Source organism: Ruegeria sp. AD9, assembly GCF_056542305.1.
The window spans coordinates 1-24,274 of sequence record NZ_JBQFZP010000021.1; the positions used below are offsets into that span (position 1 = coordinate 1).

At 60.1% G+C, this 24,274-nt stretch carries 20 protein-coding genes; 7 read left to right on the top strand and 13 right to left on the bottom strand.

All coding sequences use genetic code 11. The features are described 5' to 3' along the window. From ACR0AM_RS19460 to ACR0AM_RS19490, 7 genes are all read right to left on the bottom strand, one after another. A partial coding sequence (locus ACR0AM_RS19460) for a dTDP-4-dehydrorhamnose 3,5-epimerase family protein (RefSeq protein ID WP_480623760.1) occupies positions 1–252 on the bottom strand: 252 nt, incomplete at its 3' end. Between the two features lie 142 nt (positions 253–394). Continuing rightward, positions 395–2,158, bottom strand: coding sequence for a Mur ligase family protein (locus tag ACR0AM_RS19465; RefSeq protein WP_480623761.1), 1,764 nt, complete (start codon positions 2,156–2,158; stop codon positions 395–397). Further along, the gene (gene cphA / locus ACR0AM_RS19470; protein ID WP_480623762.1) at positions 2,155–4,956 is read right to left on the bottom strand and encodes a cyanophycin synthetase; all 2,802 of its coding nucleotides are present in this window, start codon (positions 4,954–4,956) and stop codon (positions 2,155–2,157) included. The genes ACR0AM_RS19465 and cphA overlap by 4 nt, the downstream gene beginning before the upstream one ends. Before the next feature lie 15 nt (positions 4,957–4,971). Further along, on the bottom strand, positions 4,972–5,865 hold the full coding sequence (locus tag ACR0AM_RS19475; protein WP_480477557.1) for a cyanophycinase: 894 nt from the start codon (positions 5,863–5,865) through the stop codon (positions 4,972–4,974). A gap of 272 nt (positions 5,866–6,137) precedes the next feature. Then, positions 6,138–7,649 (bottom strand): L-piperidine-6-carboxylate dehydrogenase, encoded by a 1,512-nt coding sequence (amaB, locus tag ACR0AM_RS19480; RefSeq protein ID WP_480496093.1) that lies wholly within the window; start codon positions 7,647–7,649, stop codon positions 6,138–6,140. Between the two features lie 3 nt (positions 7,650–7,652). After that, positions 7,653–8,759 carry a saccharopine dehydrogenase family protein gene (locus tag ACR0AM_RS19485; RefSeq protein WP_480496091.1) on the bottom strand — a complete coding sequence of 369 codons (1,107 nt, stop codon included), beginning with the start codon at positions 8,757–8,759 and terminating at the stop codon, positions 7,653–7,655. Positions 8,760–8,893: 134 nt separating this feature from the next. Continuing rightward, positions 8,894–10,147 carry a cytochrome-c peroxidase gene (locus tag ACR0AM_RS19490; RefSeq protein WP_480521094.1) on the bottom strand — a complete coding sequence of 418 codons (1,254 nt, stop codon included), beginning with the start codon at positions 10,145–10,147 and terminating at the stop codon, positions 8,894–8,896. 33 nt (positions 10,148–10,180) lie between these two features. Between ACR0AM_RS19490 and ACR0AM_RS19495 the strand changes: the two genes are divergently transcribed. Next, on the top strand, positions 10,181–10,651 hold the full coding sequence (locus tag ACR0AM_RS19495; protein WP_480477549.1) for a tetratricopeptide repeat protein: 471 nt from the start codon (positions 10,181–10,183) through the stop codon (positions 10,649–10,651). A 30-nt stretch (positions 10,652–10,681) separates the two neighbouring features. Here ACR0AM_RS19495 and ACR0AM_RS19500 read toward each other — a convergent pair whose 3' ends face one another. Genes ACR0AM_RS19500 through ACR0AM_RS19525 form a run of 6 tightly spaced genes read right to left on the bottom strand, consistent with a single transcriptional unit; the run spans position 10,682 to position 16,258 of the window. Beyond that, positions 10,682–11,743 carry a TRAP transporter substrate-binding protein gene (locus tag ACR0AM_RS19500; RefSeq protein WP_480560636.1) on the bottom strand — a complete coding sequence of 354 codons (1,062 nt, stop codon included), beginning with the start codon at positions 11,741–11,743 and terminating at the stop codon, positions 10,682–10,684. A gap of 24 nt (positions 11,744–11,767) precedes the next feature. Continuing rightward, positions 11,768–13,057 carry a TRAP transporter large permease gene (locus tag ACR0AM_RS19505; RefSeq protein WP_480477545.1) on the bottom strand — a complete coding sequence of 430 codons (1,290 nt, stop codon included), beginning with the start codon at positions 13,055–13,057 and terminating at the stop codon, positions 11,768–11,770. Then, entirely contained in the window at positions 13,058–13,645 is a 588-nt protein-coding gene (locus ACR0AM_RS19510) for a TRAP transporter small permease (protein WP_480477543.1), read from the bottom strand. A 53-nt stretch (positions 13,646–13,698) separates the two neighbouring features. Further along, positions 13,699–14,214 carry a flavin reductase family protein gene (locus tag ACR0AM_RS19515; protein WP_480484813.1) on the bottom strand — a complete coding sequence of 172 codons (516 nt, stop codon included), beginning with the start codon at positions 14,212–14,214 and terminating at the stop codon, positions 13,699–13,701. Next, a complete protein-coding gene (locus ACR0AM_RS19520) occupies positions 14,214–15,104 on the bottom strand; it encodes an aldo/keto reductase (RefSeq protein WP_480588879.1) in 891 nt (296 codons plus the stop codon). The genes ACR0AM_RS19515 and ACR0AM_RS19520 overlap by 1 nt, the downstream gene beginning before the upstream one ends. Beyond that, entirely contained in the window at positions 15,104–16,258 is a 1,155-nt protein-coding gene (locus ACR0AM_RS19525) for an LLM class flavin-dependent oxidoreductase (RefSeq protein WP_480588882.1), read from the bottom strand. Before ACR0AM_RS19525 ends, ACR0AM_RS19520 begins: the two co-directional genes overlap by 1 nt. A 105-nt stretch (positions 16,259–16,363) precedes the next feature. Between ACR0AM_RS19525 and ACR0AM_RS19530 the strand changes: the two genes are divergently transcribed. The 6 genes from ACR0AM_RS19530 to ACR0AM_RS19555 all read left to right on the top strand — a co-directional run bounded on the left by ACR0AM_RS19530 (position 16,364) and on the right by ACR0AM_RS19555 (position 23,977). Next, positions 16,364–17,074: a GntR family transcriptional regulator gene (locus ACR0AM_RS19530; protein ID WP_480477535.1), complete on the top strand. Its 711-nt coding sequence runs from the start codon at positions 16,364–16,366 to the stop codon at positions 17,072–17,074. Between the two features lie 12 nt (positions 17,075–17,086). After that, positions 17,087–18,187, top strand: a complete 1,101-nt coding sequence (locus ACR0AM_RS19535) for a Gfo/Idh/MocA family protein (RefSeq protein ID WP_480623763.1) — start codon at positions 17,087–17,089, stop codon at positions 18,185–18,187. 243 nt (positions 18,188–18,430) lie between these two features. Then, positions 18,431–20,524: a hydantoinase/oxoprolinase family protein gene (locus ACR0AM_RS19540; protein WP_480623764.1), complete on the top strand. Its 2,094-nt coding sequence runs from the start codon at positions 18,431–18,433 to the stop codon at positions 20,522–20,524. Beyond that, positions 20,524–22,176 (top strand): hydantoinase B/oxoprolinase family protein, encoded by a 1,653-nt coding sequence (locus ACR0AM_RS19545; protein ID WP_480623765.1) that lies wholly within the window; start codon positions 20,524–20,526, stop codon positions 22,174–22,176. Before ACR0AM_RS19540 ends, ACR0AM_RS19545 begins: the two co-directional genes overlap by 1 nt. After that, on the top strand, positions 22,173–23,240 hold the full coding sequence (locus ACR0AM_RS19550; protein ID WP_480623766.1) for a pyridoxal phosphate-dependent aminotransferase: 1,068 nt from the start codon (positions 22,173–22,175) through the stop codon (positions 23,238–23,240). Before ACR0AM_RS19545 ends, ACR0AM_RS19550 begins: the two co-directional genes overlap by 4 nt. Beyond that, a complete protein-coding gene (locus ACR0AM_RS19555) occupies positions 23,237–23,977 on the top strand; it encodes a maleate cis-trans isomerase family protein (protein ID WP_480623767.1) in 741 nt (246 codons plus the stop codon). Before ACR0AM_RS19550 ends, ACR0AM_RS19555 begins: the two co-directional genes overlap by 4 nt. The last annotated feature ends 297 nt before the right edge of the window (positions 23,978–24,274 follow it).

A 24,274-nucleotide genomic window follows, 5' to 3' on the forward strand; every position in this document is an offset into this window, starting at 1 on the left:
ATCATAAAGCGCGCCCCGGCCCGCCCGCACCAATTTGCCCTGCGCATGCGGGGGCGCCTGAAAATGCAGGCCGCGCAATGTCCCCACCGCGGACGACAGCGAATGGTTGTCCTGCACAAATTCCGGCAACACAACCCCAGCCTCCTCCAGCCGCGCCTTGTTCCAGCTTTCGGAAAAAAACCCGCGCAAATCCCCATGCCGCTGCGGGCGAATAACCAACACACCCGACAACCCCGTCTGCTCAATCTCCATAACACCTAACCTCAACAACCTGTTGCCTGTGTTGGGCGAGTATTGTCAGGCTGGGTTTCAATGCAAGGGTGTTGCGCAATTTGCTGCTTAGATGACCGCAGCCGGAGATGGCGGCTCGCTGCCTTCCTGCTCCCTCACCCCACTACGTCACCTGCTGGTCCAGCATCTCAAGCACGGCGTCGCGTTCCGACAGAACCAGCAGCAGTGCTAGATCGCCCGGTTCCACCTGTTTCAGGATCATCGCGGCAGCCTCGGACGGGGATGCGGCCCTTTGGATCTGGGTCTTGTCATATCCCTGTTCCAGGGCAGACTTTTCGATCAGGTCCGGTATCTCTCCCAATGAGCGGCCCCGTAGATACCCTTCCAGTTCAGCAGCAACGACCACGTCGGGTTGGAAATTCAACGCGGTTGCAGTGACGTCCCGAATGTCCTGATCCGAGCGATCTCCGGCATGGCTGAGCATGATGAACCGCCGTTTTGCTGGCAGGGCCGACAGCGCATCGCACACGGCAGAAATCGAATGCGGGTTATGCGCGAAATCCACGAAAACCTGAGCGCCGTTGTATAGGAATTCGTTACAGCGACCCGGATTGTCCCTGGCATCCGGTTTGAACCCGGCCAACCCATGCCGCACCGCCTCAAGCGTCAGCTTCAAAGCCAGCGCAAGGCACATAGCCGCCAGAGCGTTCAGGATGTTGTATTTCGCGGCCCCGCCCATGGTCAGGGGCACGTCGGACACAGCTATGACCACCTGCTCGGACCGGCCGTCGAAAAAGACGATATTGCCCTGCGAAACATAAGCGCAGCATGTTCCCGCGTCCCGCGCCCGACGGATCAGATCACTCCCGGCATCCAGAGAAAACCACCAGATATTTGCCGTAGTGTTTTCGGCCTCGGCACGGACAAAAGGATCATCGGCATTCAGGGCCAGAACGCCGCCCTTGGTCAGTGTCCGGTGCACGGCGAATTTCGCCTGAGCCAGCTCGGGCACCGTGTTGACGCCGTATTGCCCCAGATGATCGTTCGCCACGTTGGTGACAGTGGCGGCCATGGCGGCACGTGTCGGCAGGCCGCGGCGCAGGATACCCCCACGGGCCACTTCGAGGCAGCCGATTTCAAGCCGCTTGTCGCGTAGCAACATCCGCCCTCCGCCGGGGCCGGAATAATCGCCGCGATCCAGAATATCATCACCCACCCGCACAAACTCGGTCGAGGTCAATCCCGCGACCTTGCCCGAGGCGCGGGCGATGGCCTCCAGCAACCGGGTCGTCGTGGTCTTGCCATTTGTTCCGGTGATGAAGGCGACGGGGATGTTGTGAAGGGCGGGCCAGTCCACGTCATCCGGGGCGGGCAATGCGTCGACAGGCCAGGTTTGACTGCCGGTGCCATGCCCGATGGAAATTTCGTCATCGTCGCACAGGATATCCACGCCATGCGCCTCGGCTGCCGCGATCAGGGCGATCAGCGCAGGATTGGCCTCCTTCGCCATGACGCCTTTGACGTTCCGGATCATCTGATCAAAATCGCCCGGCGTCGTCGCCAACAACTCTGCCGCACAGAAATGCCAGGCGGTCTGCGCTGCAAAGATCGCGGAATAAAGCTGATCCATCGGTGCCGAGATTGCCAGATTGACACCATCGGTGAAGGTACGGTGGGTCAGTGCCTGATCCTGCCAGCCAAGCGCATCAAGAACGCGCCGGGCATGTTTTTCCCACAGTGCAATGACCTGCGCGGGGTCGATATCCGTGAAAAACACATCCATCACCGCGCCGGGGTGATCCCATAACAGGCCGGGGCCGGTCAGACGCCGCGCGTCATCCACCTGAATATGATCAGCGGTCGCGCATTCGATGGTCAGCGCGGTTTCAAGCTCTTCGATCCGGTCCATTCCGGTGCCCTCGCTCAATCCGCGTCTTCGCTGACTTCACGCGCCAGTCTTACGCCGCGTTCGTCCCGGATCAGGTTCTGGTCGCTGTCGAACATGTCCTCGAACGTGGTGTCGGCGGGGCTGGTCCTGGATGCCGCCTCGGTTTCAGAGGTTTCGCCATCGGAATTGAAGTAGATGATCTGTTTCCAGCACCGTGTGGTGTCATCGCCAAAGATCACCAGCAGATCGCCCGGTGCCGCCATTTCCAGCGCGGCGGTCACGGCCTCAACCTCATCCGGGATGATCGTGATCGCCTCATCTGGCGTCCCGCAATCGATCAGGGCCTGCCGCATCATTTGCGGCACTTCGTCATGCCCGCGACCCCGGCGGCGGTCATCGGCCTTGCAGATGAAATGATCAAAATGCCCGGCGAGCGCTGCGGCTCCATCAACGATGTCTTCATCGCGGCGGTCGCCGGGCATCGCAACAACGCACAGCCTGCGGCCCTTGACGTCCAACTGATCGGCCAATGCGGCCATCGCTTTCAGCGCGGCTGGGTTGTGGCCGTAATCAAGAATCACTTTGAAGGGATGTTCATCATAGACGTTCATCCGCCCCGGCGCTTGGAAATAACTGGTGTCGAAAGTGCGCAGACCATGCCGGATATTGTCCAGATCGACCCCAAAACTATAGGCCATTGCCGCCGCGACCATGGCGTTTTGCACGTTGAAGATCGCCTTGCCCTCAAGGGTGGCGGGGATCAGATGCGACCACAGAACCGGGATGTGAAGCCCTTTGTCATAGATGGTCAGCATGTCGCCATTCATGCCTTTTTCCAGCACGATGGCTTTGCCCCCTGTCTTGATATGTTCCTTGACCAGACTGTGACCGGGGTTGGTCGTGACATAGAAGATCTGATCCGCCCCGGCATAATCGGCCATTTTCAGACAATTGATGTCGTCGGCGTTCAGCACGGCCGTATCGGTCGCGCTTTCCACCACCACCCGTTTGACGACGGCCAGCTCCTCTACCGTGTTGATCCCGCCCAGACCCAGATGATCTGCCGAGACGTTCAGACAGGCCGCCACGTTCGAGCGTTGATAGCCCAGACCCGAGCGCACCAGCCCGCCCCGCGCGGTTTCCATCACCGCAAAATCGACCATCGGATCACGCAGGACGATCTGTGCCGATTTCGGGCCGGTCATGTCCCCCTTGACGCTCAGCTTGCCATCCACATAGACGCCGTCGGTCGAGGTCATGCCAACGATCTTGCCGCTGGTTTTCATGATGTGACCCAGCATCCGCGACGTGGTCGTCTTGCCGTTGGTGCCGGTTATGGCCGCAATCGGGATGCGGGTCTGTTCATTGGGGGGGAACAGCATGTCGATGACCTTGCCCGCCACATCGCGCGGCTGACCTTCGGACGGGGCCACATGCATCCGGAAACCGGGGGCGGCGTTTACTTCGACAATCGCGCCACCGATATCCTTGTAGGATTTGGTAATATCGTCGATCAGGAAATCGACACCGCCCACATCCAGCCCGACGGCCATGATGGCGCGTTCGGCCATGTCTCGGTTGTCGGGATGCACCACGTCGGTCAGGTCGATGGCGGTGCCACCCGTTGACAGGTTCGCGGTCGAGCGCAGATAGAAAACCTCGCCCTCGGGCAAGACAGTGTCTTCCGTCACGCCTGCATTCTCCATCAAGCGATTAGCCTGATTGTCCAGCTCGAGTCTGGTCAGTACTTTTTCGTGCCCGATGCCCCGACGCGGGTCTTGGTTCACGATGTCGACCAATTCGGCAATCGTATGGGTGCCGTCGCCTATTACATGGCCGGGGACGCGTTTGGCCACCGCAACCAGTTTGTCGTTCACGACCAGCATCCGGTGATCAAAGCCGGTGATGAAGCTTTCAACCAGAATGGCGCGGCTGCGTGAATGCTCCTTGGCCTCGGCAAAGCCCGCCTCGACCTCGGCATCGGAATTCAGATTGATCGACACGCCGCGCCCATGGTTGGCGTCCAACGGTTTGACCACCACCGGAAACCCGATCCGCGCTGCCGCACGCACGGCCTCGCGGGCCGAATAGACCATGCGTTGCTGCGGTACCGGCAGGCCAAGATCGTTCAGCAGATTATGGGTGTCTTCCTTGTCACAGGAAATCTCGACCGAGATATGCTTGGTCTCGGATGTAATTGTCGCCTGAATGCGTTTCTGAAACTTGCCGTGCCCAAATTGCACAAGCGAGCCGGAATTCAGCCTGATCCACGGGATGTCGCGTTCCTGCGCCGCCTTGACCAGCGATCCGGTCGACGGGCCAAATTCCTTGCGTTGCGCCCTCAGCACAAAGCTGCGCAGTTCTTCATCCCAGTTGAAGTCCGGGTCGAATTCGTAATCCACCTGATCTTTCAGGGATTGCGGCAGCAGGTGCATCAGCAACCGCATCGCCAAATTGCCCGCATCCAGACCGACGTCACGCTGGCGGTATTCATAGACCATATTGTACTGGCCCGGCTCACCTGTGCCGCGCGTACGGCCAAAGGTCACGTCGGACCCGGCCACGTTCTGCACTTCGATGGCGCAATGTTCCAGCACATGCCCCAACCAGGTGCCTTCATCCTCGCGCAGGCGGCGGATGAAGCCGCCGGGTTCGCGATAGGAGCAGCCATGTTCCGCCAGACCGGGAAGCGCCTTGATCAAGGCGTCAATAAACTCGGAACCAATCCTTGCCGAAGGCCACTCTTCCAGAACACCTAGATCGATGACGTGGCGAATGACCGGAAAACTTGCCCAGACATTTGGGCCGACAAAGACATTGGTCGAGATTATTTTCATGAGGCTCCCCGTTGGTTAGCTATTATTCCCCCCGCTGGCGGCCTCTTGACCGGACATGTCCGGCAATGTGCAGAACGCCATATGCTCATCCGGCGGAAAAGCCTGGCGAGCCGTCAGATCATAACGGCACCCTTCGCCCAGAACGTCAAGCCGAAGTCCAAGCAGGCTCAGTGCTTCACCGCGGCGCGCGTCCCACATCGACGAATGAGTCAGATGACTGGCGTCAACGACGGTAACTGATCCACTGCCCACGACTTCAAGGACATTATCGGGTCCGATGAAGGCTGCCGTGTCTTCGTCGATACCCAGTCCGATCAAAAAAGGGTTGAAAGATGAAGCAGTTAACAAACGTCCCAGCCGATTGCGCTGTGTGAAATGCTGGTCGATGATGACGGCGTTGGTCAAGCCCATGCCCGGAGCCAGCGTGATATTGCCCTCAGCCGGGGCCGAGTTGCTGCTGCCCCCGGCCACCATGTGTTCGGACATGATCGATGCCCCGGCTGAAGTGCCGGCAACCGGCACACCAGCCGCATTCCGACGGCGAATTTTCTGTGCCACAAGCGTGCCACCCAGAATCGCCGACAGCCGCAGCTGATTGCCACCGGTCATGAAAACCCCTGTGGCGCGGTCTAGCATCTCGGCATAATCGGGATTATCGCAATCGGCACGACGTGAGATGGGCAGAAATTCGACCTTGCCCGCACCCAGTTCGGAAAAGATGCGATTGTAATCCGGTCCGGTCTCTTCCAGCATCGAGGCTGTCGGGATCACGACAATATCGGCATTCTCACCACCTGAAAGCTCTACGAACTTACGGTGGATCTGCATTTCCTTGACGCGGTCTTCGCCGCCGCCGATCGGGATGATGAACCCGCGCGGGGTCTCTGCATCAACGGGTGCAGGGCACATATCTTACTTACCTTCCGGTATAAAAGCAGCCAGCCATCGGGGCCACTCGGACGCTTAACCTGTTCATACATGCCGTGTCGGGCCATCTGACCTTATCGGACATGCCGTTCCCCCCAGCGACATCACATGCCGCACGGCAGGGATTTCGTCAAGAACCACCGGTTTTGTGCCTGCTTCAGCCTGCCAGTGCCAAACCCTGCGCGACAAAAGCAATCCCCCCGAAACATCAAAGCTCCGGGGGGATCAGAATGTCCGTCAGTTTGCGCGCTGGTTCAGATGTCGAATTTGACACCCTGCGCCAGCGGGAGCTCTGCCGAGTAGTTCACGGTGTTGGTCTGGCGGCGCATATAGGCCTTCCACGCGTCCGAGCCGCTTTCGCGTCCGCCACCGGTTTCTTTCTCGCCTCCGAATGCGCCACCGATCTCGGCGCCCGAGGGGCCGATGTTGACGTTGGCAATACCGCAATCCGACCCCGCCGCAGTCAGGAATTGCTCGGCCTCGCGCATGTTCAGCGTGAACACACAGGATGACAGCCCTTGCGGCACATCGTTTTGAATCTGGATCGCATCGTCAAAATCGTCATAGCCCATGACATAAAGGATCGGTGCGAATGTCTCGGTTTTCACGACCGCACTTTGGCCGGGCATTTCGACGATTGCGGGCTGCATATAGACACCCGCAGGAAGCCCTGCGGTCACGCGCGCGCCGCCAAACACGGTGCCGCCTTCGGCCCTTGCGGTTTCCAGTGCGGCTGTCATGGCGGCACCCGATGCCTCATCTACCAGTGGCCCGATCAACGTGCCCTCAGACAGCGGATTGCCGATGGGCAAACCGGCATAAGCCTTTTTCAGGCGGCCCACCAGTTCCTCGCGGATCGAGTTGTGCACGATCAGACGGCGCAGCGTGGTACAGCGCTGACCGGCGGTCCCAACGGCCGAGAAGACAATGGCGCGCACGGCCATTTCCAGATCCGCCGAAGGGCCAACGATCATCGCGTTGTTGCCACCCAGTTCCAGAATGCACTTGCCAAAGCGTGCCGCTACAATGGGCGCAACTGCACGACCCATACGTGTCGAACCCGTGGCCGAGATGATCGGAACATCTTCGCTGGCCACCAGCGCCTCGCCCAACTCCGCGCCACCGATCAGGACCTGAAGTAACCCTTCGGGGGCATCGCCAAACCGCACCAGCGCGCGTTCAAAGATCTTCTGGCAGGCCATCGCTGTCAGCGGGGTCTTCTCGGACGGTTTCCAGACCACCGGATCGCCACAAACCAGTGCCAAAGCGGCGTTCCACGACCAGACGGCAACCGGGAAATTGAAGGCCGAGATCACCCCGACTGGGCCCGCCGGATGCCAGGTTTCCATCATCCGGTGCCCCGGACGTTCCGATGCGATGGTCAGACCGTAAAGCTGACGCGACAGACCAACGGCAAAGTCGCAGATGTCGATCATCTCCTGCACTTCGCCCAGACCTTCGGACGTGATCTTGCCGGCCTCCCAGCTGACAAGCGCGCCCAGATCGTCCTTGGCGGCGCGCAGCTCTTCGCCCAACAGGCGGATCAGCTCGCCCCGACGCGGGGCCGGCACAACGCGCCACGCCTTGAACGCGGTTTTGGCGCGGGCAATGATCGCGTCCATTTCGGTGGCCGGAGTTTCATGCACGTCGGCCAGCAGGCTACCGTCAATCGGCGACGTCACTTTCAGGGTGCCGCCCTTCAATGCGGCACCCGTCAGATCCAGATTTGCAAGCGTGGTTTGGGCTGTCATTACGATGTCTTTCATATCTCAGGCCGCCTTGTTTTGCCGGGTCACGTCACCAGCACGATACAGCTGGCCAAATTCTGTTTTCAGGAAGTCGTTCAGTTTGACCTGTTCCTGCCGGACAAACCCTTTCGAAGGCAGCGTGCCGGTACGCATCAGGTCAACGACGCCCAGAATACCCGCAGCTGTGGTGACCTGAATGGCACTCCAGACCTGTCCGTTGATGGTGCGGGCAAAGCTTTTGTTGATCAGGGATTTCTCGCGCAGAACGCCATTGATCATACCCTTGGCCGTACAATAGACCAGCACCACGTCCTGATCGGTGCGGGGCAGGGCGGTCTCGAAGATCTCTTTCAGCAGATCGCGGCGGCGTTCCAGCCCCAGATCGTGCAGCAGCAGTTTCAGGATTTCACAATGGCCGGGATACCGGATCGTGCGATAAGACACGGCCCGCGCCTTGCCTTCCAGTGTTTCCGGCAGCGTGCCCAATCCGCCCGAGGTGTTGAAACACTCATATTCCACACCATCGTGACCCAGAATCTCGTAATCTTCCAGCGGCGCGGTCTTGACCAGTTTGCCGTTCACAATGGCGTCGCATGGATTGCAGTACTCGTTGATCAACCCATCGGTCGACCAGGTCAGATTGTACTTCAGCGCGTTGGTCGGATAAAGCGGCAGCGCGCCCACCCGCATATGCAGGCTGTCCAGCTCATCGAACTCCGCTGCAAGCGCGGCTCCGGAGATACCCACAAAACCAGGTGCCAGACCACATTGCGGCATGAAAGCTGTCTCACTGCCTTCGGCCAGTTGGCGTACGGCCTCGGTGGCCGCAACGTCTTCGGTCAGGTCGAAATAATGCGCGCCCGCCTCTTTGGCGGCCTTGGCAATGTTCGGGGTCAGAAAGAACGGTGCCGCTGAAACCACGGCGTTAAACCCGGTCAGTTCCTTTGCCAGACTGTCCGCATCCCGGGCATCAATCTGTTTCGTGCCAATACCAAGCCTTGTGATATCACCCAGTGCTTTCAGGTCATGGTCGGCCACGGTCACTGTATAGTTTGGCGAGGCCCTCAGCAGCGTCGCGATCATCTGACCGATCTTGCCTGCCCCGATTACGCAAATATTCCAGGACATCAACGTCTCCGTAAATTTCTGTTCCTGATATTATGGTGCAGGGCTGGCCAGACATTTCATAGGCCGCAATTTGACGAAGTGATCGACTAATCCGACATTTTGCCGGATCAATTGTCATTATGGCGTAACCGCCGTCAGGGGTTGAAATCGGCAGGCACCCCGAAAGGAGGAGAGCCAATACCAGTGCCCGTCAGGGAATGCAGAAATGCGACAAGGGCGGCGATTTCCACATCCGAAAGCGTCACTGGCGCAATGTCGATCCTGCTGCGCTGGCGTTCCATTTCGAACCGGTCTTCCCACACCACGAAATCCGCTTTTTGCAGCCAGGGAACCTTGGGCAACGCAGCCATGTCGGGTTTCCATTTGGCAAGGCTGGTCTGTGGGTCAAGATGGTGACGGATCATGCTTTCGAGGTCCGCAAAAGCACCGTTATGCCCGTAGGGCGCGGTCAGGGCGACATTGCGCAGCATCGGCGTGCGAAAGCGATAGGCGTCTTCCAGACGGTTGCTTTCCGCCATCCGTCCAACGTCCCGCGCATATGGGTCCCATTGCCGGGTCCGGCCCGGCCCGAAAGGGGGCAAACCTAGCGCGTGAAACTCTTGGTCCGACATCAACGGACCCGCATGGCAGGTCGCGCATCGCGCATTGCCATAAAACAGGTTCATCCCGTCTTTCTGGATGTCTGACAGCGCATCCTTGTCCCCGGCCAAGTACTGGTCGAATGGGCTGTCGGTGCTGCGCCACTCGATGGCCATGAAGGCCGCCAGCGCGTTGGCGATCTGGGTGATCGTGATGTCTTCGGTGGTCTCGATGTTGTCAAAAGCCGCGACTATGGCAGGGCCATAGCGCGGATCGGTCCGCACGCGTTTGGCAAGGATCGGCCAGCCCTTGTCGATCCTGTCGTGAACCGCGCCGGTCACCTGATTTTCAGCGACATTACCGGCCATCTCGAATTGCGCGGTCAGCGGGAACAAGGCCTGCGCCGCCAGAAGCGAGTTCAATCCCCCGGGCAGCCATTCCTGTGCAGGCGAATTGAACCCGTTGCCATAGAGGTCCGAGATGCTCAGGCGGCCATCGTGGAAAACGGTACGGATGTCCTTGGCCCCGAGGTTCCACAACCCCGGCGCATTTCGGGGAATGCGTTTGCGGATCTTGTCCGCCCCGGTACCCGGTGTGCGCTCCGGTCCAAGACCCTGTCCGCCTTCGCCGATCCCCAGGGACAACCCGTCAGAGGTGCCGAAATCGGGGTGATGGCAATGGGCGCACGAAATGTTCTGATTGCCTGACAGGATCGGATCGTAAAACAGTTGATGACCGATAGTGGCCTGTTCCATATCAAATGGGATAAAGTCATCATCTGTCAGCGGGCGCGGCAGGTCCTGCGCCACCGCGGCCCCCGCCCAAACGAGGACAATCGCCCAATGCGCCAGTTTCTCTTTACCCTTTGTTTTCTTGCGACCCCGGCTCTGGCTGAGCTGGAACAGGCCCGTGACATGATGGAGGCCGGAGAGTTTGAAGCCGCGCGCGCGGAACTGCTGCCCGCCGCCCGGTCGGGCAATGCCGAGGCCGAGGAACTGATTGGTGTGATGTACGGGCTGGGTCTTGGGGTCGAGCAGGACCACGAAAGGGCGTTTGAATGGTATCTGCGTGCCTCGATGAAGGGGCATCCGGGGGCGCAGTCGGGGGTCGGCTGGTACTACGAACTGGGTCTGGGATTGCCCGCCCCCGATCTGGTGCGGGCCTATATGTGGTACACGCTCAGCGCCATTGGCGGCGATCCCGATGCGGCGATCAGCCTTGAGGAAGTGATCAAGAAAATGTCGCCGGAGCAGATCGAGAAGGCGCATGTTCTGGTCAACGACTACAAAGGGTGGATGTACCCGTTTCGATAAGGGCCGGGCCACAAGGCCCGACCCGTCCGTTCAGTTCAGGTCCGCATTGCGCGAGGCGTTCACGTCCGCCTCAGCCGCCGCGACCGCTTCGGTCAGCGCGGCAAAGATTTCATCACCACGGGCAACATTGGTCTGGAACCAGTCATAGACAGGTGAAGCTGCGGCTTTGAACGCAGCCTTCTGCTCGGGTGTCGGGACATACAGGTCGCCGCCACCTGCGACGAAGTCCTCATAGGCCTGAATCGATTTGCGCTTGGGCGAGGCAAAAGTGGCCTGTTGCAGGGCGTAGAACCCATCGACAACGACCCGGCGCATATCTTCGGGCATCGCCTGGAACTTGGCGTTGTTCATCCACCACAGCGCACCCATATAGGCGTGCCCGTCCAGCGTGACATATTGCAGGCCGGCATCCGGGAACTTCATGCCCATGATGTCGGTGATGCCGTTCTTTGACCCCTCGACAACGCCGGTCTGGAAGCTGGTGAAAAGTTCCGGCCACGGGATCGGTGTAGGTGACGCGCCCAGTGCCTTGACCAGTTCCTGTGGCAGGTCGGCGACAACGGTGCGGATTTTCAGACCTTCCATGTCGGCAGGCTCGGCCACCCGGTGTTTTGTATTGGCGAAGTTGCGCCAGCCGCCGGTGTTGCCGATGGTCATCAGGCGGATCGCGCCACCTGAATCCTCCAGCGCCATGTCGCGCATCTTGCGGGTGAAATCGCCCGACAGAACATGCTCGGCGATCCGGTCATCGGCCATCAGATAGGGCAGGTCCAGAACCTGCACATAGGGGAAGATGCCCGAGGCCCCGCCCGAGGTAGAGATATAGATATCGATGGTGCCATCCGCCACGCCTTGTAGGCATTCTGCACCGTTCGAACACAGCTGGGTGCCGATGAACAGCTCAACCTCGATGGCGCCGTTCGACGCCGCCTCGACATAGTTCTTGAAAACGATCAGACCGTCGTAATCCTCGTCATTTTCGTTCGAATTGGCAGTGGCGCGCAGCGTATAGTCCGCAGCCACCGCAGCGACCGCAGACGCGGCCACAAGCGATGTGGCAATCGCCGCTGTTTTGATGAAGTTTCCGAGCATGCGTTTCCTCCCTGTGATACTCAGTCAGTTTGCAAATCCCGTTATCCTCGGGATCGTCATGGATAATGCGGGAATGTAGGTGATCAGAAAGATCACGATGATTTCGACCGCCAGAAACGGCAGGATCGCCTTGGCGATCGTCTCGACCCGCTCCCGCGACACGGCGGCGGCCACGAACAGCACCAGCCCCATGGGGGGCGTTGCAAGGCCGACGGTCAGATTGACGCTCATGATGATGGCGAAATGGATCGGGTCTACGCCGAGGCCAGTGAAAATGGGACCAAGGATCGGGCCAAGGATGATGATCGCGGGGCCTGCGTCCAGAAACATACCGACGATAAACAACAACAGGTTGATCAGAAACAACAGGATCAGCGGATTTTCCGACAGGCTGAGGATCAACGAGGCCAATTGTTCCGGGGCGTGGCTCAGGCTGACCACGGTCTTGAACGCCATTGCTGCGCCAACCAGCAGCAGCACCACAGCCGACGTCATACCTGCATTGCTCAGAACATCCGGAATTTCCCTCAGGGTCAGTGTACGCAGAACGAAAAATCCGATGATAAAGGCGTAGCCCACAGCAACAGCGGCGGCCTCGGTCGGAGTAAAGATGCCCCCCAGAATGCCGCCCAGAATGATCACAGGCGTCATCAGCGGGAAGAACGCCTTGAGGCTGGCTTTGCGCCGCTCATCCCATGTGTATTTCCGGCTGGCGACGGGAAAATCGTACTTGTCGGCCATGAACTTGATCATCACCATCAGGCCGACACCCACCATGATTCCGGGCACGATCCCCGCAAGGAACAAGGCGGCCACGCTTTCACCCATGACATAGGCATAGATGATCATAATGCCCGAGGGCGGGATGATCGGCCCGATCACCGAACTCGCGGCTGTGATGGCGGCGGCGAATTTGCGGGTGTAGCCCTGTTTTTCCATCGCCGGGATCAGCATCGACCCCAGGGCGGATGTGTCAGCCACCGCAGATCCCGAAAGGCCCGCGAACAGGATCGAGCTCAGAACGTTTACATGCGCTAGTCCGCCGCGCAGGTGGCCCATCAGGGCCTGGCTGAATTCGACAAGGCGGATGGTGATGCCGCCGCGGTTCATCATTTCACCGGCCAGCATGAAGAACGGGATGGCCATCAGCGGGAAACTGTCCATGCCGTTGTAGACATTACGATAAAGCAGGGTGATGTCGTTCGTCTGTCCGTTCAGCCACAGCAAGATGCCGGGTGCCGCTAGAAGCGCGAAAAAGACCGGCAGGCCAATCAGCAGGAAAATCAGGAACGTAGGGAGGAACCAGATCAGCATCTATTCGGCCCCCACGGCTGCGTCGGGAATGTCCGGCAACAGATGCGCGCCGCCAAGCAAGGTGACCACGGAACGCAGGATAAGCTCGATATTGACCGAGATCAGCAGAATGATCCCCACCAGCAGCGAGGCCATCATCCAGCTGCGCGGAATGCGGTACCACTCGTCAAACCCAAGCGATGTCGGCAGGTACAGGGCGGCGGTTGCAAACCTGCCGCCAAAGCCCGTGACCTCGGACCAGCCGATTTTGACCGCAACCAAAAGCACGGCCAGCGATATCAGTAGGAGGAACAGATTGAGTGACAGGCCGAGCATACGCGGCAGAAACCGTTGCAGCATGTCGATAGCTACAAAACCGCCGCGCCGAAAGGCCGTCGGTGCCATCAACCCGGTCATCCACAACATGCAGAACCGCGCGGCCTCATCCGGCCAGGGCAGGGCGTTGCCCAGAACGTATCGGAAGAACACCTGAATCAGGATTGCGATGACCATGAAAGCAATCGCAACAACGCCAACCGCGCGGCCCAGACGCAGCGCGGTTTCGTTCACGAATGCAATCGGCGCAAGCACCGATGCCAGTCCGCCCATGCGGATCCTCCCTTGTTCAGCCGCAGGTGTGTCCCGCGGTCGTCAGATCGCGCTTAGTGCTGCGCGAATTGGCCCATTTTCCCGGCGTAGAACGTCAGCGCGTCGCCGTCGCTCATGCTGGCCTTCAGGACTTTGCCCACCACGATCACGTGATCGCCCGCGTCGTGATAGGCATGTTGTTCGCATTCAAATCGTGCCAGGCAATCCGACAGCAGCGGGGTGCCGTTTGCACAGCGCTCGTGCCGGATGTCGCGCAGGGCATGGGCATCTTTCGAGCAGCCAAAACACAGCTCGGCCTGCGCCGACGATAACACATGCACCGTGAAATGCGGTGCCGCGCGAAAATAGGGGAACCGGCGCGAGTTGCGGTCGCCGGCCCACATGATCAGTGGCGGGTCCAGCGACAGTGAAGAAAAGCTGTTGGCTGTGATGCAGATCGGGCCGTCACCGCTGTCGCATGTCACAATGGTAACGCCAGTTGCAAACCGCCCAAAAGCATCCCGCAGGGTCCGGGTGTCGTCCTTATGTGGCACAAAGGTGTGGGTCATGTTCCTTGAGATTGCGTTCATCATGCTACCTCATGCCCCAGCGCCGCCTCGTACAGGCGGAACCAGGTTTCGCGATCAATTGTGACTTTCAGCGCGTCCGAGATGCGTTTGATACGGTTCAGGTTGTTGGTGCCCAGAACCGGCAGAATGCCCGCCGGATGAGCCAGCAGGAAGGCCACGGCCACAGCGGCCCGGTCTACACCGAACTCTTCTGCGATTTCATCAGCGACAACCCCAACGGGCGGGTTTCCGGCCATCAACAGCCCACCCCCCAGCGGCGACCACGCCATAAGGTGGTGCCCGTGCTGTTGGTGAAACGCCAGATCTCCGTTGGTGAAAGGGGTGATCTCGCCCAGTGAAATCTCGATCTGGTTGGTGACCAGCCGGGTTTTCATCGCCGATTGCAGCAAGGTCCAGTCCCACGGACGGAAGTTCGAAACACCAACCGCGCCCACCTTGCCGCTGGCGACTGCCTCATCCAGCGCAGCCCCGGTTTCGTGGTGGTCCATGAACGGATCAGGGCGGTGGATCAGCAACAGATCGATGTGGTCGATGGCCATTTCCGACAGGGACGTGTCGATGGACTTCAGGATATGCGCGCGCGAGGTGTCATAGTATTTGACCTTCGCATCGGAATGCCGCCCCACGGGCGCGACGATGTCACATTTGGTGACGATCTCCATCTTCTGGCGCAGGCCGGGATTGGCGCGCAAGGCGTTGCCCAGAACGGCTTCGGCCGCGTATCCGCCATATATGTCGGCCTGATCGAAGGTGGTGATGCCCTGATCAAGACAGGCTTGAATCTTGGCCTCGACATGCCCTGCCGAGGTGTCGCTATCGTCACCCAGCCGCCACATGCCATAGACAAGGCGGCTCATTTCCAGCGTCGGGGATAGTTTCACACGTTGCATCAGCGGCGCACTCCATTGCCCAGCGGCGTGGCCGGGGGTGTCTTGGGCACACGCCCGTACGCTTCGGGCAGCGAGCACGTTTTCAGATGCGGCATCACACGAGCACCGAAATGCTTGGCCTCATCCATGTGCGGATAACCCGAGAAGATGAAGGCGCGAATGCCCATCTTCCGGTAGTCTTCGATCTTTGACATGACCTGATCGGTTGATCCCACCAGTGCCGCACCACAGCCCGAACGGGCGCGGCCGACACCTGTCCACAGACCAGGTTCCACATAGCCATACTCATCCGCCAGATCACGGTTCCTGGTCTGATGCGCCACCCCCAGCGAGGTCGCATCCAACGCCCGCTCGCGGATCGCGCGGCCATAGTCGTCATCCAGTTTCGAGACGATGTAATCTGCGTATTCCTGCGCCTCGGCTTCGGTATCGCGAACGATCATGTGAACCCGCAGGCCATAGTCGAGTGTGCGGTCATAGTTTTCGGCCACTGCATGAACAGCTTTCATCCGCTCGGCCAGTTGATCCTTGGTTTCCGGCCACATCAGGTACACATCGCAATGCTCGCCGCACAGCTCCAGCGCCGCGGGCGAATAACCGCCGAAATACAGCAGCGGCCCGCCAGTCTGATAGGGCCGCGCCGGGTCCGTTGTCAGACCTGTAAAGTTGTAGACCTCGCCCGCATGGTTGATCTCCTCCTGCGTCCAGGCCTGTTTCAGGATCTCGACCACTTCGCGCGACCGTTGATAACGATAGGCACTGTCGGCCTTTTCGCCGGGAAAATCGGATGAAATGATGTTGACGGTCAGCCGCCCCTTCAACATGTGATCCAAAGTCGCGATCGTGCGGGCCAGCATGATCGGCTGCATCTCGCCGCAGCGCACGGCGGCCAAAAGGTTGATCTTCTGCGTGATAGGCGCACACCCGGCGACAAAGCTCAGCGTGTCCTGCCCAACCTGATACGATGACGGGCACAGGATGTTGCGGAACCCCTGTGCCTCGGCCTCTTTCACGATGGCCGAGCAATGCTCCCAGCTGGACCGCAGATCACCATCGGGCACACCCAGGAACTGATAATCGTCCGAACATAAGGCGGCGAACCACGAAACCTCGGCCGCATCCAGATCAGGGGATGTGATGGGGACGATGGTCATTTGATTCACGCTCCGTGCATCTTTTACTTTCCTCTTGCGTAGCAATCACATTGATGTAGATCAATAGTGTATCAATTTTTCCTGCGACCGAATGAAGCGCCTGAAATGCCCCCCAACACCCGAAACCCCAATGCCCTGCCTATCTACGTTCAGATTGCCGAGCTGCTGATCCGCGATGTCGCTGCGGGCCGCTTGATCGATGGTGAGCGTCTGCCCCCAGAACGCGACATGGCGGCCGAGCTGAACGTGTCGGTCGGCACGCTGCGAAAATCTCTCGCAGAGCTTGAGAAAAAAGGCATGTTGGAGCGTATTCAGGGGTCAGGAAATTACATCCGCGAGACCGGAACTCAGAACAGCGTCTACGCGATGTTCCGGCTGGAATTGCCCCAAGGGGGCGGGTTGCCGCGTGCGGATATCCTGTCCGTCGATCATCTGAAGAAACCTTCCGATCTGCCGGATTTTGGCACTTCAGACACCGGATCGCGCGTACGTCGGATGCGCTATCTGAATGACACAATCATCGCGGTCGAGGAAATCTGGCTGGACGAATCAGCCGGCCTGATCAAGCGAAGCCTGCTGTCGGACTCGCTCTACCGCTATTATCAGCACCAGCTGGGTTTCTGGATATCACGGGCCGAAGATCGCGTATCGATTGGCCAGCTGCCCGATTGGACGCCCGCGGCGTTCACCAAAGCCGCCGGTGAAACGGTGGGCTATATCGAACGGTTCAGCTGGTCGGACAAGGCCGAACCTGTCGAATTTTCAAAGACCTGGTTCGACCCGGACCGGGCCACCTATGTCCAACGTCTGAAGTAAAAGGAAACGCGCATGACCCGGACCATCAATTACGGGCTGATCGGATGTGGCATGATGGGGCAGGAACACCTGCACAACATCGCCCTGCTGGACGGCACGCGTGTCGCGGCGATATTCGAACCCGATCCCGGGATGGCAAAAGCCGCGCAGGCGATCGCGCCGGGGGCGGTTATGGCACGCTCGGTGCAAGAGGTGTTGGATATCGAAGACCTGGACTGCCTTGTCATAGCCAGCCCAAATCACCTGCATGTCGACCAGATCTGTGAAATCGCGCAAACGCGCCCCTTGCCGCTATTGGTGGAAAAGCCCCTGTTCACCAACCCCCAGGACGCCGCAAGGCTAGCGAAGGTACAGCGTGACTATCCACACCCGATCTGGGTTGCGATGGAATACCGTTATATGCCGCCCATCGCGACCCTGATCGACAAGATCGGGAACACAGGCGGGGTCAGGATGCTGTCGATCCGCGAACATCGCTTTCCGTTTCTGCGGAAAGTCGGCGACTGGAACCGGTTCAACCGCAACACCGGCGGCACCTTTGTAGAGAAATGCTGCCACTTCTTCGATCTGATGCGGCTGATCCTGCAATCTGACCCTGTGCGGATCACCGCAAGCGGTGGGCAGGCGGTGAATCATCTGGACGAAACCTACGGGGGTGAAACACCCGATATACTGGATCATGGCTATGTTCTGGTCGATTTCGCCAATGGCGCGCGCGCGATGCTCGAGCTGTGCATGTTCGCCGAAGGCGCCCGCTATCAGGAGGAGATTTCGGCCATCGGACCCAAGGCCAAGGTCGAGGCTCTGGTGCCGGGGCCGGGACGGTTCTGGCCCGACCATCTGGGAACGCCGCCCGTGCCGCAGGTCATCGTCAGCCCGCGGGACCCCAAGGGGCCAATGTCGCAGGATATCCCTGTCGATCCCCGTTTGCTGGCTGCCGGAGATCACAACGGCTCGACCTATTATCAGCACAAGGGGTTTCTGGATCTGGTGCGCGGGCACAAGGCCGAACCGGATGTGACAGTGCATGACGGTTTGTGGGCGGTGCGAATGGGATTGGCAGCGCAGCAGGCCCTGCAAACCGGCGAAACGGTTCACCTAAAGCGCCCTTAGACTGACACCAGGCAGGTTCAGGGCAGAACCCTCTGCGGCGACAAATGTGTCGCTTGCGGGCCAATCTGTCGTAAATCTGCTAGTGAAGCGGGGCGCAGTAGGGGACAAAACTGTATGACCTGTCAGTGTATCCCCACCCGTCTTGATCGCCGTGCGACCGGCTGTGATCTGGTCGCGACGCGCCGGTAACCGCCCTGCGGGGCCGTTCTGCCTGCCTGCTTTCAGACGACAACGGAATACCTCATGACAACCGCTCTGCGCCTCGCCATCGATATTGGCGGCACTTTTACCGACACGGTCCTCGTCTCGGGTGATGAGACGATACTTGCCTCCACCAAAACCCTGACCACCCACCAGAACCCGGCAGAAGGCGCACTGGAAGGCGCGCGGCGCGTCATGGCGCAGACTGGCCGGTTGCTGAAGGATGTCACCGGATTCATTCACGGAACAACTCTGGCAACCAACGCGCTAATCGAACGGCGCGGGGCGGTCGTGACCACGGTCTGCACCGAAGGGTTCCGCGATATTCTCGATATCGGGTACGAACGTCGGTATTCTCAATACGACATCAACCTTGAAAAGCCGGATATGCTGGTGCCGCGCGAACGCTCGTTGACCATACGCGAACGCATGTCGGCAGAAGGCGAGGTGCTGATTGAACTCGATGAAGGGAAAGTAGACCGGTTGCTGGCCGAGATTGACGCCAGCGGGGCCGAGGCGGCGGCCATCTGCCTGATGCACTCCTACGCCAACCCGACCCACGAACGGCGTTTGCGCGATCTTCTGGCGCGACACCGCCCCGGTTTGACCGTCTCGATCTCGTCCGATGTCAGCCCCGAAGCGCGTGAGTTTGACCGGCTCTGCACCACTGTGGCCAACGCCTATATTCAGCCGCTGATGGATAGCTATCTGACCCGGTTTGTGGATCAGTTCACGGCCGAGGGCGTAACCTGTCCGATCCTGATGATGACGGCAGGCGGTGGTATGTGCACGATCGACACCGCCACGCGTTTCCCCATTCGTCTGGTGGAATCCGGCCCTGCCGGTGGGGCTATTCTGTCCGCCCGCATCGCCGCGCGTGCCGGGTTGGATCAGGTCCTGTCATTTGACGTCGGTGGCACCACGGCCAAGCTCTGCCTGATCGACAAGGCGCGCCCTCAGACATCCCGCTCTTTCGAAATCGCCCGCGCGGCACGGTTTATCAAGGGGTCGGGAATGCCGGTGCGCATTCCGGTGATCGAGATGATAGAAATTGGTGCTGGTGGTGGTTCGATCGCGGGTGTTGACCGTCTCGGGCGTCTGACAGTCGGGCCGAAGTCGGCAGGCTCGGAACCCGGACCGGTCGCCTTCATGCGCGGCGGCATCGATCCGACCGTGACCGACAGTGACATCACTCTGGGCTATATCGTGCCCGACACCTTTGCCGAGGGGCATATCCAGCTGGACCCTGCTGGCGCCAAGGCTGCCCTGAGACGTGTGATCGGGGATAAACTGGGGCTGGATGCGACAGGTGCGGCAGATGGGGTCAGCCGCATCGTTGTCGAAAGCATGGCCAGCGCCGGGCGGAGGCACGCGGTCGAAAGCGGCAAAGACCTTGGCCCGCGTACCATGATTGCCTTTGGTGGCAACGGGCCGCTGCATGCCACCCGCGTCGCCCGGTCCGCCGGTGTTTCGCATATCGTGATCCCGCCCAATCCCGGCGTCGGTTCGGCGGTTGGGTTCCTGTTTGCCCCGGTGTCCTTCGAAATCGTCCGCTCGCGCTATTCCCTGCTCGACAGCATGGACATGGACGGGGTGAACGCCCTGTTCGATACGATGATTGCCGAAGCAAAAGAGGTCGTCGCCCAAGGGGCAGGGGATGCACCCACCGAAACCCTGCGCACCGCCTTCATGCGCTATAGCGGGCAAGGGCATGAGATCGAGATTACCTTGCCGGACCGCGCCCTGACACGCCAGGATATCGCCCCGCTGACAGCCGCATTCGAAGAGGAATACCGCAAACAATTCTCACGCCCTGTTCCGGGGATGAAGATCGAGATCCTCAACTGGGCCGTTCGCGTTGCCACCCCGGACAAAGCGGTGCCCACGGTGTCAGAAACGCCGGGCAAAACCGCATTTCAGGTCACGCAAACACGCCCCATCACCTGTGATCTGGATGGCACGGTAAAACAGGCCGCCTTTCTCGCCCGCGCCGATATGCGCCCCGGTGACCATGTGGCAGGCCCCGCGCTGATCCATGAACCGCAAACAACCACACTCGTTTCCGCCGATTTCTCGGCCCAGATGGATGCAATCGGCAACCTTGTCCTGATACAGGACCAGAAAGGAGGCGCATGATGACCGCTGATCTGTCCCCCGCCCGCCTGCAAGTGATGTGGAACCGCTTGCTGGCTGTGGTCGAAGAACAGGGCCAGACCCTGATCCGCGCGGCTTTCTCGCCCATCGTGCGCGAATGCGGCGACATTTCCGCGGGGATATTCGACGTGAATGGCCGGATGCTGGCGCAGGCCGTGACCGGAACACCGGGCCATATCAACACCATGGCCGAGGCCGTGCTGCACCTGCGCGCCCGTTTCGCGGTGCAGGACATGCGCCTCGGCGACATCTACATGACGAACGACCCATGGCTGGCCTCGGGGCATCTGAACGACTTCCTGCTGATGATGCCCGCGTTCAAGGATGGCAGGGTGGTGGGCTTTACCTCCTGCACCTCGCATCTGGTGGATCTGGGCGGTCTGGGTATGGGGCCTGAAGGCTCGGACATCTATGACGAAGGCCTGCTGATCCCGCCTTGCAAACTGGTCGAGGCCGGAACGCCCAATGCGCTGCTGATGGATATCATCCGCGCCAACTCGCGCGAGCCTGTGGCGAATGAGGGCGACATCTACGCCCTGATCGCCTGTTGCGAGGCCGGGGTGAACCGCCTTGTTGCGATGATGGACGAGTTCGGGATCGATGATCTGGACAGGCTTGGAACCTATATCATCGACACCTCGCGTAAAGGTGCGTTGCAGGCCATCGCCGAGGTGCCCGAGGGCGTTTACAAGAACGTGCTGCGCATGGACGGCTATGAGGCCGAGCTGGAGCTGCACGCAACGCTCACTGTGACCAAAGAAGGGATGCATGTCGATTTCACGGGCACGTCAGGGTGTTCGAAGAAGGGCATCAACGTGCCTTTGAACTATGCGACCGCCTATACGGTCTTTGCCCTGCGTTGCATCGTCGGGCCGGATATCCCGAACAACGCGGGCTCGCTGGAACCTTTCACGGTGGACGGCCCCAAAGGTTGCATCCTGAACGCCCAGCATCCGGTGCCTGTGGCCATGCGGCATACGCTGGGGCAGGTTACACCGGATCTGGTTTTGGGCTGCCTGCATCAGGCGCTGCCCGATCAGGTGCCCGCCGAAGGGGCCTCGTGCATGTTCGATCTGCCAATGCGCCACGCGCCCGAAGTGGCGGCGAATGGCGGGCGTGAATTTGCCATCGAACCCGTTCACAACGGCGGCACCGGGGCGCGACCCCATGCGGACGGCCTGTCTGCGACAGCCTATCCTTCGGGGGTGTTCGGCTCGCAGGTCGAAATAACCGAAAGTGTCGCACCGGTGATCATGTGGCGACGCGAATTGTTGCCCGACTCGGGCGGCGCAGGCCAGTTCAGGGGCGGATTGGGGCAGCGGATCGAGATGACGTCCGCCAACGATGCCCCCTTCATCGTCTTCCTGTCGGTCGAACGTCTGAAATTCCCCGCTCTGGGCCGCATGGGCGGCCTGGCCGGCGCGCCGGGACGTATCCGGTTCCGCGATGGCAGTGGCGACATTCCGGGCAAGGGCGAGCTGCGTGTGGAAAGCGGCGATTACCTGATCTTCGACACGCCCGGTGGCGGCGGCTTTGGCGATCCGGCCGCGCGCGACCCAAAGGCGCTGGCGCTGGACCTCAGGCGCGGGCTGGTCACGGAAGAAGGGGCCAAAGCCTATGGGAGTGCCTCATGATCCGCGCGGTTGATCACATTCGTGCCATGGCGGCCTATGCGCTGGCCGATCTGGGCGGGCCGGACACTGTATCTCTAGCCCAGAATGAAAGCGCTTTCCCGGTCAGCCCTGCCGCAATTGCGGCGGGGAAGGTGGCATTGCACCGGATGCCGCTTTACCCCGATCCCGACTGGTCGGACCTACGCGCCGCCATCGCTCAGGTGCACGGGGTGTCAGCCGACAACATCCTGTGCGGTGCCGGATCGATGGAGTTGATCGGCTGCCTTATCCGCGCCTATTCAGGGCCGGGCGACCATGTATTGGGCACGGATTACGGCTATGCGTATGTGGCATCAGCGACGGCGCAGGTGCGGGCAGACTATGTGAAGGCCCGCGAGGTTGATCTGACCGTCTCGGTCGATGACATTCTGGCGGCTGTCACGCCTGAAACCCGGATCGTCTTTGTCTGCAACCCCGGCAACCCGACCGGCACCCTGATCCCGAATGCCGAGATCATCCGCCTGCGCGACACCCTGCCCGGGAACGTGCTGCTGGTGGTCGATCAGGCCTATGCCGAATTCGCCGATCACGATCACGACCCGGCTGAAATCTTTGCCCTCGTCGCGCGCGGGGATACTGTGGTCATACGCACCTTCTCAAAGGCTTACGGTCTGGCGGGCGCGCGCGTGGGTTGGGGTCTGTTCCCGGCTGAGGTCGTGATTGAGCTGCGAAAATTGCTCAACCCCAACAACGTATCAACCCCCTCTCAGGCCATGGCAACAGCAGCGATGCAGGATCAGCCCCACATGCGCGACACGGTTGCCAGAACTGCCGCCATCCGGGATCGCTTTGCCGATGAGTGCCGGGCGCTGAGATTATCTGTTCCGCGCAGCCACACCAATTTTGTCCTGATCCGCTTTGCCGATGCCGCGACGGCGCAAAATGCAGATACCGCGTTGCGCAAAGCGGGTTTGCTCATGCGCGGAATGGGCGGCTATGGCCTCGCGGATTGCCTGCGCGCAACGATCTGCGACACGGCAGTGATGGAGCGCTGCCTGACTGTTCTGAAAGAGGTGACGTCATGACCTTTGAAACCCGGACACGGGCCAAAATCGGAGTGCTGGTGCCCTTTACCAACACCAATCTCGAAGCTGACATGATACTGATGCGCTGCCCGGACACGACGGTGCATTTTCAGCGAATGGGTGGCTATGACGTGGATGAGATCCCCGGATCAGATCAAATGGCGGGTCTGGGGGCCTCGGATATCAGCCATGACCTCAAGATGATCTCGGGCGTTCGGCCCGATGTGGTGCTCTATGGCTGTACCTCGGCCACGCTGACCCATGGCTCGTCCTTTGATCGAAAGCTGGCGCAGGACATCAGGGCCGCGTCGGGCGCCGTGTGTATTACCGCGGCAGGGGCGCTGGTTGGCGCGGTCCATGCGCTTGGCGTGTCCAGGGTCGGTTTTTCCTCACCCTATCTGGGCGAGATCAACACGCAGGCCATGGATTTTCTGACGCAGAACCGGATCGCAACGGTGAAATGCGCCGATATCGGCCGCGAGCTGGGCAATTACGGGCAGGGCGAACTGACCCCGGACGAGGTTTTCGACCTTGCCATGCAGGCCGACCACCCAAAGGCCGAGGCCATCATACTCAGCTGCACCGACATGCGCGCGGTCGAGGCCATAGACCGGATCGAAGCGGCCCTTGATAAACCTGTTGTGACGTCCAATCAGGCCATGATGTTTGCCCTAATGCGGGCGCTTGACCTGCCAAGGCACAGAAATGTTCCGGGGCGGTTGTTTGATCTGCTATAGCCGCGGATCAGGCAAAAGCATGGAACCCACGTCGGATGGCTGCCTGCCTCAAAGGCAGGTTCGCCCCGACACATGGGGCGGGTATTCTGGCCTACTCAACACGCCGTGTCGCAGACGTGACTGTATTTACGTCGCAAAAGAACAAGATACCGCGCCCTCGACGCCATAGTCGGAATAAGGGCCGCTCGGGAATGAAGCACATGTTGAACCATCCGCACGGTTACGGGAGATTTGGCCAGCCCTGCGGGGAAACCATCTTAGGCTTGTCTGAAAAATCATACGTTCACAAAACACAAA

What these genes read in the sequence shown, in the direction of transcription:
- cphA (WP_480623762.1), bottom strand. Translation starts at nt 4,956, where the DNA reads ATGAAAATAATCTCGACCAATGTCTTTGTCGGCCCAAATGTCTGGGCA.
- ACR0AM_RS19475 (WP_480477557.1), bottom strand. Translation starts at nt 5,865, where the DNA reads ATGTGCCCTGCACCCGTTGATGCAGAGACCCCGCGCGGGTTCATCATC.
- amaB (WP_480496093.1), bottom strand. Translation starts at nt 7,649, where the DNA reads ATGAAAGACATCGTAATGACAGCCCAAACCACGCTTGCAAATCTGGAT.
- ACR0AM_RS19485 (WP_480496091.1), bottom strand. Translation starts at nt 8,759, where the DNA reads ATGTCCTGGAATATTTGCGTAATCGGGGCAGGCAAGATCGGTCAGATG.
- ACR0AM_RS19495 (WP_480477549.1), top strand. Translation starts at nt 10,181, where the DNA reads ATGCGCCAGTTTCTCTTTACCCTTTGTTTTCTTGCGACCCCGGCTCTG.
- ACR0AM_RS19500 (WP_480560636.1), bottom strand. Translation starts at nt 11,743, where the DNA reads ATGCTCGGAAACTTCATCAAAACAGCGGCGATTGCCACATCGCTTGTG.
- ACR0AM_RS19505 (WP_480477545.1), bottom strand. Translation starts at nt 13,057, where the DNA reads ATGCTGATCTGGTTCCTCCCTACGTTCCTGATTTTCCTGCTGATTGGC.
- ACR0AM_RS19510 (WP_480477543.1), bottom strand. Translation starts at nt 13,645, where the DNA reads ATGGGCGGACTGGCATCGGTGCTTGCGCCGATTGCATTCGTGAACGAA.
- ACR0AM_RS19515 (WP_480484813.1), bottom strand. Translation starts at nt 14,214, where the DNA reads ATGAACGCAATCTCAAGGAACATGACCCACACCTTTGTGCCACATAAG.
- ACR0AM_RS19520 (WP_480588879.1), bottom strand. Translation starts at nt 15,104, where the DNA reads ATGCAACGTGTGAAACTATCCCCGACGCTGGAAATGAGCCGCCTTGTC.
- ACR0AM_RS19525 (WP_480588882.1), bottom strand. Translation starts at nt 16,258, where the DNA reads ATGACCATCGTCCCCATCACATCCCCTGATCTGGATGCGGCCGAGGTT.
- ACR0AM_RS19530 (WP_480477535.1), top strand. Translation starts at nt 16,364, where the DNA reads ATGCCCCCCAACACCCGAAACCCCAATGCCCTGCCTATCTACGTTCAG.
- ACR0AM_RS19535 (WP_480623763.1), top strand. Translation starts at nt 17,087, where the DNA reads ATGACCCGGACCATCAATTACGGGCTGATCGGATGTGGCATGATGGGG.
- ACR0AM_RS19540 (WP_480623764.1), top strand. Translation starts at nt 18,431, where the DNA reads ATGACAACCGCTCTGCGCCTCGCCATCGATATTGGCGGCACTTTTACC.
- ACR0AM_RS19545 (WP_480623765.1), top strand. Translation starts at nt 20,524, where the DNA reads ATGACCGCTGATCTGTCCCCCGCCCGCCTGCAAGTGATGTGGAACCGC.
- ACR0AM_RS19550 (WP_480623766.1), top strand. Translation starts at nt 22,173, where the DNA reads ATGATCCGCGCGGTTGATCACATTCGTGCCATGGCGGCCTATGCGCTG.
- ACR0AM_RS19555 (WP_480623767.1), top strand. Translation starts at nt 23,237, where the DNA reads ATGACCTTTGAAACCCGGACACGGGCCAAAATCGGAGTGCTGGTGCCC.